6 protein-coding genes are annotated in these 8652 nt (G+C 63.6%); 3 read left to right on the top strand and 3 right to left on the bottom strand.

What is annotated here, in order from left to right; genetic code table 11:
- Positions 1 to 67: 67 nt before the first annotated feature.
- Positions 68 to 1290, bottom strand: a protein-coding gene (locus NAV27_RS18370; RefSeq protein WP_369805804.1) for an IS3 family transposase whose coding sequence is annotated in 2 segments (ribosomal slippage) — positions 68 to 945 and positions 945 to 1290 — 1224 coding nt in all. Because the reading frame shifts where the segments join, the coding sequence is not laid out codon by codon here.
- A 191-nt stretch (positions 1291 to 1481) separates the two neighbouring features.
- On the opposite strand from NAV27_RS18370, the gene NAV27_RS18365 reads away from it, so the two are divergent.
- From NAV27_RS18365 to NAV27_RS18355, 3 genes are read left to right on the top strand one after another with little or no spacing between them, the layout of a single operon-like run.
- Positions 1482 to 2138: a paraquat-inducible protein A gene (locus tag NAV27_RS18365; RefSeq protein WP_102828676.1), complete on the top strand. Its 657-nt coding sequence runs from the start codon at positions 1482 to 1484 to the stop codon at positions 2136 to 2138.
- Positions 2125 to 2748 carry a paraquat-inducible protein A gene (locus NAV27_RS18360; RefSeq protein ID WP_102828677.1) on the top strand — a complete coding sequence of 208 codons (624 nt, stop codon included), beginning with the start codon at positions 2125 to 2127 and terminating at the stop codon, positions 2746 to 2748. The genes NAV27_RS18365 and NAV27_RS18360 overlap by 14 nt, the downstream gene beginning before the upstream one ends.
- Positions 2741 to 5044, top strand: coding sequence for a PqiB family protein (locus NAV27_RS18355; RefSeq protein WP_102828678.1), 2304 nt, complete (start codon positions 2741 to 2743; stop codon positions 5042 to 5044). Before NAV27_RS18360 ends, NAV27_RS18355 begins: the two co-directional genes overlap by 8 nt.
- A gap of 52 nt (positions 5045 to 5096) precedes the next feature.
- On the opposite strand, the gene mksF is transcribed toward NAV27_RS18355, so the two are convergent.
- Together mksF and mksE are read right to left on the bottom strand one after the other, a co-directional pair.
- A complete protein-coding gene (gene mksF, locus NAV27_RS18350; protein ID WP_102828679.1) occupies positions 5097 to 7931 on the bottom strand; it encodes an Mks condensin complex protein MksF in 2835 nt (944 codons plus the stop codon).
- A complete protein-coding gene (gene mksE, locus NAV27_RS18345) occupies positions 7928 to 8617 on the bottom strand; it encodes an Mks condensin complex protein MksE (RefSeq protein ID WP_017245619.1) in 690 nt (229 codons plus the stop codon). Before mksE ends, mksF begins: the two co-directional genes overlap by 4 nt.
- Between the last annotated feature and the right edge of the window lie 35 nt (positions 8618 to 8652).

The following is an 8652-nucleotide window of genomic DNA, read 5'->3' as shown; positions in this document are numbered from 1 at the left end:
TTTGCGCTCAGGTTATCTAGAGCAGTTGCCTGGACTCGCCCCCGCCGAACCGGACACCAGCTCCCCGTTATTTCGATGATGCCGCTGTTCGCCTGAACTCCCGAGGTGAGCGGTAGTTCAGGGCGCTGTGCGGATGCTCCTCGTTGTAATGCGTGAAGGCAATCTCCGGGTTGCGCAGTGCTGTCAGGCGATCCGGCCTGGGCATGTGAGAGATGTAGTCTCGCTTCATCGTTTTCACGAAGCTTTCCGCCATACCATTGCTCTGTGGACTGCATACCGGCGTGGTTAATGGTTGCAGACCAATTTCTCGGGCAAACGTCCGCGTCTGCTCCGCTGTGTACGCCGAGCCGTTGTCGCTCAACCATTGGATCGGCGTAGGTGGCAGTTCCTGCCCAAAGCGGCGCTCGACCGCTTCAAGCATCACGTCGCGAACATCGTCACCGCTGTATCCGGGTGGGCTAGCTACCCAACTGATGGCTTCCCGGTCGCAGCAGTCGAGGGCAAACGTCACGCGCAGCCGTTCGCCGTCGTCGCAACGGAATTCGAAGCCATCCGAGCACCAGCGGGTATTGCTTGTCGCGACCGCCACACGGCCATCGTGGCGCCGGGCAACGCCCGGTTGTTTGCGGCGGCGTTCCAGCAACAAGCCATGATCACGCATCACGCGGTAGACCCGCTTGGCGTTGAGCGCAGGTTGCACCTGCCGCTCGGCGTGGCGCCTCAGCAGCGCCCATACCCGGCGATAGCCATAGCTGGGCAAGTCCGCGATAGCCGTTTTGATCCGTTCGACCAGCGCCGCATCATCGAGCGCCCTCCGGCGCCGTACCTTCTTCGGTTGAAGGGCCTGTTTGATTCGAGCCGTCAGTTGCGAGCGCGACACACCGAGGCTTTCACAGACCAGCTTCACTGGTCGTCCCCCGGTAACAAGGGTGAGTGCGCAATCCATTTTCGCGAGCGGGCGATCTCCACGGCTTCCTTGAGCACTTCGGCTTCCATGGTCTTCTTGCCTAGCATCCGCTGTAGCTCGCGGATCTGCTTCATCGCGTCGGCCAGTTCCGAAGCGGGAACCAGCGCCTCGCCCGCACTGACCGCCGACAGGCTGCCGTCCTGATAGAGCTTTCGCCAATGGAACAGCTGGTTGGGATTGATGCCGTTGCGCCTGGCGACCACCGAGACGCTATGCCCCGGCTCCAAGCTCTCGCGAACCATGGCGAGCTTCTCCTCGACACTCCAGCGGCGACGCCGCTCTTGGCCGAGCACTTCGATATGTCTGTCTTTGCTGGAAGTCATAAACACGACCGTTTGCCTATCCCTTATGGTAAGGGGGAAACGGTGTCCGGTGCTTCAGGGGGCTCGTCCATAGATCAACGATGTTGAAATGGCAGGCAGGACGTCGCTATGTGAAGCGGGGCGGCGATGCCTCGTTGGCTAGCCGACCGATAGAATTGGATTAGAATGGCGTCTTTATCTGGATAGCGTGCATGTCCGAACCCGCCGCGGCACCAGAGCTCTCCCAGCTTCCGCTTGAACAGCTGCTAGCTTGTCCTGAATGCGATTTATTGATGGCTCGGCCCACGCTTGCGCACGGGCAGGTTGCGGAGTGCGCGCGTTGTGGCTATGAGCTGCTCCGGCTGCGTCATCGCTTCGTCGGGCCGGGGCTTGCATTAGTGTTGGCCGCGTTGTTGCTTTATTTCCCGGCTAATTTCCTGCCAATCATGCAGCTGAACCTGCTGGGAAGAGTCACTGATGACACGGTGTGGACGGGTGTGCTCAGCCTCTACCGTGGTGATATGCAGGGAATCGCCTTTGTTGTTCTTCTGTGCAGCATGGTTGTTCCGTTGCTGAAGTTGCTGTGCCAGTTCGTCGTGTTGCTCTGTATTGCCACTCGCCGCGCAAAGTCGTTAGGGATGCTGCTTTACCGGGCCTACCATCATTTGCGCGAGTGGGGGATGCTTGAGGTTTATCTGCTCGGCATCCTGGTTTCGATCATCAAACTGAGGGATATGGCTGAGCTCAGCCTTGGAGTCGGCCTGGCGTGTTTTGCCGGACTGTTGGTAGTCCAAGTATGGCTGGAGCTGGTGATGTCGCCGCAGCAGGTCTGGGAAGCGTTGGCGGAGCCTGTCGATGCGCGCCGCTGATGCCGGTTTGATGGTGTGTCATGAGTGCCATCAACTCAATCGCCATCAGCCGGAGCACGTGCGGCAACACTGCACACGCTGTGGGGCGCGCGTGCACATGCGGCGGCCGAACAGCATCGTTCGCACCTGGGCACTGCTGCTCAGCGCGGCATTGCTCTACTTGCCGGCCAATTTGCTACCGATCATGACGGTCCGCATGCTCGGCGACGGCACGCCGGACACCATCATGTCCGGCGTGGTGACGCTGGCGCGGCACGGCATGTACCCAATCGCCGCGGTAGTATTCGTTGCCAGTATCTTGGTGCCGACCTTCAAGTTGATCGGGATCGCCATGTTGCTGATCTCTGTACAACGACATCATCCCATGTCGGCGCACCAGCGCCTGCTGGTGTTCCGTTTCATCGAGTGGATCGGGCGCTGGTCGATGCTGGACATCTTCGTCATCGCGATCCTGGTTGCCATTGTCAACTTTGGCAGCCTCGCCAGCGTCGAAGCCGGTACGGGGGCGGTGGCGTTCGCCAGCGTCGTGGTCCTGACGATGCTCGCCGCCATCACCTTCGACCCCCGTCTGATCTGGGATAACACCGAGTCCGGAAACAAGCATGACTGATCTGCCACAAGCGAAAACCCGCCCAGCCTCGAACTGGTCGGCGATCTGGATATTGCCGCTGATAGCGCTGGCGATCGGTGCCTGGCTGGCCTGGCAGGCCTACAGCGAGCGCGGCGTGCATATCGAAGTCGTGTTCGACAGCGCTGAAGGAATCGAGATTGGCAAGACCTCAGTCCTCTATAAAGGCATGACCATCGGCGTAGTACGCGACCTGCGCCTCGAGGACGACGAGCGGCGGCAGGTCGTTGTCGCCGACATCGAGATGAATCAGGACGTCGATGGCTATCTGCGCAGCGGCACGCGCTTCTGGCTGGTCAAGCCCAGCGTCACACTGGCCGGGATCACCGGCCTGGAGACGCTGGTGTCGGGCAACTACATCGGTATGAGCCCTGCCGATGGCGAGCCGACCAAGCGTTTCGTCGCGCTGGCGGAAGAGCCGCCGATGTCCGACAGCCGCATCGGCCTGCATTTGATCCTCAAGGCAGAGCGTCTCGGCTCGCTCAACCGCGGCAGCCCGGTCTTCTACCGGCAGATTCAGGTCGGCCAGGTGAAGAACTATGTGCTCGCCGAGGATGACAGTACCGTGGAGGTGCAGCTCTACATCCAGCCGGAGTACGCGCATCTGGTGCGCAAGCACACGCGTTTCTGGAACGCCAGCGGAGTCACGGTGGATGCCGGCCTGACCGGTGTGAAGTTCCGTACCGAGTCCCTGGCCAGCATCGTTGCCGGCGGTATCGCCTTCGCCACGCCTGCACATCGCAAGGACAGCCCCGCGACCGATCCGAGCATTCCGTTCCGTCTCTACGAAGATTTCGACGCCGCCCAGGCGGGTATCAAGGCGGTGGTCTCGCTGCTGGATTTCGACGGGCTCCAGGCCGGCCGCACCCCGGTCATGTACAACGGGATGCAGGTCGGTTTGTTGAAGAAGCTGGATATCGACGCTGATCTCAAGGGCGCCCAGGCCGAGTTGTCGATCGATCCGCTGTTCGAGGATTACCTGGTCGAGGGCACCGATTTCTGGGTGGTCAAACCGTCCATCTCGCTGGGCGGAATCACCGGCCTCGAGGCGCTGGTGAAAGGCAATTTCATCGCCGTACGGCCTGGTGAAAAGAGCGCCGCGCCCAAACGAGAGTTCGCCGCCCGCGCCAAAGCGCCACCACTGGACGTTCGCGCTCCAGGTCGGCACCTGGTACTCACCAGCGACACTCTCGGCTCGCTGGATGTCGGCAGTCCCGTGCTGTATCGCCAGGTTCGGGTGGGCTCCGTACAGAGCTATCAATTTTCCCGTGACCAGCAGAAGATCGTCATTGGCGTGCACATCGAGCAGCCGTACGCCGAACTGGTGAACAGCTCGAGCCGGTTCTGGAACGCCAGCGGCATCTCGCTGAGCGGTGGGCTGTCCGGTATCGAGGTGCGCAGTGAGTCGCTGCAAAGCCTGCTCGCCGGCGGTATCGCCTTCGAAACGCCCAATCCGCAAGCTGCGGGGACGAAGAAGGTGCCGCGCTTCCTGCTGCACAAGGACCGGGACAGCGCAATCCAACGCGGGACCACCATCGAGATCAGCCTCGCGCGGGGCGACGGCCTGAGCGCCGGCACGCCGATTCGCTACAAAGGCCTGGCGGTGGGCGAGGTGGACAGCGTCTCGCTCAGCGACGACCTACAGGGCGTCGTGCTGCGTGCACGAATCACCGCGGCAGAGTCGCGTATCGCCCGCGCCGGCACGCAGTTCTGGGTGGTGCGACCGGAGCTCGGCATCCTGCGTACGGCGAACCTGGACACGCTGGTCAGCGGTCCCTACCTCGAAGTGGCGCCGGGCAAACCGGGCGCAGCCGCGCAAACGCGCTTCACCGGCCAGGAGCGAGAGCCGCAGAAGGCCGGCGAAGGGTTGAGCCTGATCCTCAGCGCGGCACGGCTGGGCTCGCTCAAGCCGGGCAATGCAGTGACCTATCGCGAGGTGAAAGTCGGTGAGGTTGCGGGTTACGAACTGGGGCCGAATGCCGACCGCGTTTTGATCCGCGTGGTAATCGAGCCGCGCTACGCGCCCCTGGTGCACAGCGGCAGCCGCTTCTGGGAAACCAGCGGCTTCGGCGTGGATTTCAGTCTGTTCAAGGGCGCCAGCCTGCGCACCGATTCGCTGGAGTCGCTGATCGAGGGCGGCGTCGCCTTCGCCACGCCGGAGGGCGAGCAGATGGGCAATCGCGCGCTTCCCGGGCAGACCTTCGCGCTGTTCAAGGAGCCGCAGGAGGAGTGGTTCGGCTGGGCGCCGAAGATCGCGCTGGAGCCCGTCGGCGAGTAGCAACGGTCAGATCGAACAAAGGGCCCTGCGGGGCCCTTTGTCGTTACGCCGGTCAGGCCGGTTCTTCGACCTGCCGAGCCGATACGCTGGCGGGGCTGGCGACCGGTTCGCGGCGGCTGATGTATTTCCAGTCCGCCTCGTCGATGTAGATGCCGGCCGGCCCGCTGCCGCCCTCAAGGTCGATGGCGACATGGGCCGAGACCTGCGGCTTCACCGATGCAAGGATCGGCACAAAGCCCAACTGAAGGCTGGTTTCGATCAGCGCCTGCTGGTTGCGCTCGTCGATGTCTGCCGCCTCGTCGAGGTAGTAGGGCAGGCGGATGCGCCCGGCCTGCTCGCGGTCCATGAGGTGCAGCAACAGGTACATGTTGGTCAGCGCCTTGATGGTCATGGTGGTGCCGTTGGACGCCGCACCGTCGATATCGGTATGAATCACCGGCTGGCCGCCAACCTTGGTGATCTCGAACGCCAGCTCGAACAGATCCTTCAGGCCCAGCTGGTTGTTGTTCGCCGCCACCAGCCGCGCCAGATACTCCTTGGCTTCCTCGTTCCTGGCATCCTGCTCGGCGGACTGGGACAGATCGAACACCGACAGCGTCTCGCCTTCCTCGTACTGTCCGGCGCTGTGGATGATCTGGTCGATGTGCTTGAGCGCATCCTTGTTCGGCGCCAGCACGATGCGGAAGCTCGCCAGGTTGGACACCTGACGCTTGTTGATCTCGCGGTTGAACAGCGCGAGCTGGTGTTCCAGGCTCTCGTAGTCGCTGCGGATGTTGCGCAGCGTTCGGGCGATGTCGGTGACCGCAGCACGGCGGGCCTTGGCCAGGGTCAGCGCCTCGTCCTGACGGTGGGCGTAGGCGTTGACCAAGAGCTGCAGGCGACGCTCGGGATCTTCCTCGCTGTCGAACTTGGCCACGCCTTTCAGGCGCACCTGGGCATACAGCGCCTCGATCTGACCGTCGACGCGCTGCAGCGCCTGCCAGCTGTCCTGGTAGTCGTTGAGCAGCGGCAGCAGGTTGTCCAGCGAGTCGTCCACCGGATCCATGAACGGCGTGCCGAACGGCAGATCTGCCGGTAGCAGCTGGCGACGTCGCAGGGCGTCTTCCAGCGTGCGCTCCTTGGCTTCCAGATCGGCCAGCTGACGGCCGACCAGCTGCAGCTTGGCGGACAGGTGCTGTACGCGCTCGGCGAAGGCGTCGCTGGTGCGCTTGAGTTCTTCCTGGGCCGCCTCTGCCTGGGCCAGCTGCTCCAGCTTCGCCGGCTCCTCGGCGGCCAGGGTCTGGCTGCGGCGGAAGTCTTCCAGCGCTTTCTGCGCATCCAGCACGGCCTGATACAGCGCCTCGGCCTGGGCCTTGCTCGCCGCGCGGTCGACGGCCACAGCATGCTGGGTCTTTAGCTGCTTGAGTTCGCGCTCCAGGCGATCCTTCTGGTCGCGCAGGGCGGCACGGTCGGCCAGGGCCTGCAGCGCCGGTGGCTCGATATGCGAGAGGTCGATGGACAGGCCCGGCACCGAGAAGGTGTCGCCCTTGAAACGATCCAGCACCGCTTCCACGGCCTTGACCCAGTCGTCGCCCTCGGCGCTGATGCCTTTTTCACCCAGCGGCAGGCTGAACAGCTGGCCATTGAACAGGCGCATCAGGCGATCCACATCGGCCTGGGAGAACTCCTCGCGCAAACGCGAGTAGCTGTTGTTGTCGGTATGGTCGAGCTGTTGCCGGACCGACTTCAGGCGTTTTTCCAGATCACGCAGGCGCTCGTCGAGGTCCTCGCTGGAGAACTGACGGGACTGCGCCAGCGCACCGGCCAGCTCGTCATGGGCGTCCTTGGCGGCGAGCAGCTGCTGCTCCAGCACATGGGCGTCCTCGACCAGGGCGAAACGGTTCTTCAGCACCGCCAGCTCGCCCAGCCAGCGCTGGATTTCGCTGATCTCGCGTTCCAGGCGCATCAGCTCGCCAGTCGAACCGCGCTGTTCGTTCTGCAGGCCGTCCTGCTCGCGGCGATAGTGCTCGGCCTGGATCACCAGCTCTTCCTTGCGCGCATCGGCGTAGTCGTGCCAGGTGCCCAGCAGGTTGTCGAGCAGCGGTGACAGGCGATGCAGCTTGCCGCGCAGCAGCTCGCGCTGGGCGACACCGGCCGCCAGCGCCTCGACCAGCGGGCCGGCGGCGACCAGTGCCTGGTAGTCCTGCTCCATGCGGCGCACGTCGCGGAAGGCTTCTTCGGTGGCGGCGATATAGTCGACGCTGCCCGAGCGCAGGCTGTGCTCGAAGGCATCGAGGAACAGCTGCTTGAGTTTCGCTGCGGTGATCTCGCGCATATGCAGCAGGTTGATGAACAGCGCGCGGAAGGTCTTCAGGCTCTGCTCGCTGGTCGAGCGCAGCGGGATCAGTGTCATGTCCAGCGGGATCGAGGTATGCCCGCCGACCAGCAGCCGGCGCAGCTCGTCCGGCTTGGCCTCGTAGGCCTTGATGCCGGCGCGTTCGAGGTTGGCGAACAGCTCGCGCTGGCGCAGGCAGGTGCCGTTCTGCTGGTAATGGTCGAGGTCCAGCGAGCCCTGATAAACGAAGAACTGATGACCGAAGCCGCCGCCCGGACCGCGGCCGGCCACGCCGATCACATGCGGGCCGTGGGGCAGCATGACTTCGACGAGGATGTAGCTGGTGTCCGAGGCGAAGTAGAACTTGCGCGACTGCTCGAGGCTGTACTTGCCGAAGCTCATGTCCGACATGCGCGCCAGGATCGGGAACTGCAGCGCGTTGATCGACGCGGACTTGCCGAGGTTGTTGGCGCCGTAGACCGACAGCGGGTTTTCCAGCGGAAAGATGCCGAGGCTGTAGCCGGCGGTGTTCAGCAGGGCGAAGCGGCGGATGCCGTAGCGTTCCTGGCTCATGCTTCAAGCTCCTTTTCTTCGGCGATGGCGCGCGCCAAGGCTTCTTCTTCCGATTCTTCGGCCGCTTCCTCGATGAGGATGATGTCGTCCTCGCCCTCGTCCTCGGCGATCAGCTCCGGGGCGGGCAGCGGCAGGTCGCTGCTGTGCAGGCTGGCGGCGAGATCGCGGTCCTGCTGCACCGACAGGCAGACGTCGAGGAAACGGTGCATCGGCGGCAGGAAGCGGTAGACGCCGTTGCTGTCCTCGGCGAAGCCCAGCTGCGTCAGGCGGCGGATCACTTTCTCTTCCAGTTCTTCCTGGGTGGTGACTTCGGCCTGCAGGAACAGGTCGCGGTACTTGTCCAGCAACGCCGGCAGTTCATCGCGACCGAGGCTGCCACCGTCGAGCACGGCCAGCGGGTCGCGGCCCTGGTCCGCCAGGTGCTCGACGAGGATGAAGGTGAACAGCGCCAGGCGCTGGGCGGTCTTGTTCACCTGCGCGCCCATCTGCTCCGGGACGAAGTAGTAGAAGCCGCGCGGATCGCAGACCAGCTCGAAGCCGAGCGCCTTGAACAGTGCGCGGTACTGGTCCTGCATGTTCGACAGCTGCGCGTAGGGCTCCGGCTCGCTGCGCGACAGGTGATAGCCCTTGAACAGCTCGCGGAAGATCGGCGCCAGCTGGGTCATTTCCTTGAGGTCGATGTTCATTCAGGTCGCTCGGATATCGTCGGGGTGATGGTGGT

Origin of the sequence: Stutzerimonas degradans, assembly GCF_024448505.1 — a bacterium.
GTDB classification, from domain to species: Bacteria; Pseudomonadota; Gammaproteobacteria; order Pseudomonadales; family Pseudomonadaceae; genus Stutzerimonas; species Stutzerimonas degradans.
The sequence above is the reverse complement of the archived record's forward strand: the minus strand, read 5'-3'. Positions and strand labels throughout refer to the sequence as shown.

Bases quoted from the DNA above. Each gene is read 5' to 3' on its own strand.
- mksF (WP_102828679.1), bottom strand. From the start codon at position 7,931: ATGAGCCAGGAACGCTACGGCATCCGCCGCTTCGCCCTGCTGAACACC.
- NAV27_RS18355 (WP_102828678.1), top strand. From the start codon at position 2,741: ATGACTGATCTGCCACAAGCGAAAACCCGCCCAGCCTCGAACTGGTCG.
- NAV27_RS18365 (WP_102828676.1), top strand. From the start codon at position 1,482: ATGTCCGAACCCGCCGCGGCACCAGAGCTCTCCCAGCTTCCGCTTGAA.
- NAV27_RS18360 (WP_102828677.1), top strand. From the start codon at position 2,125: ATGCGCGCCGCTGATGCCGGTTTGATGGTGTGTCATGAGTGCCATCAA.
- mksE (WP_017245619.1), bottom strand. From the start codon at position 8,617: ATGAACATCGACCTCAAGGAAATGACCCAGCTGGCGCCGATCTTCCGC.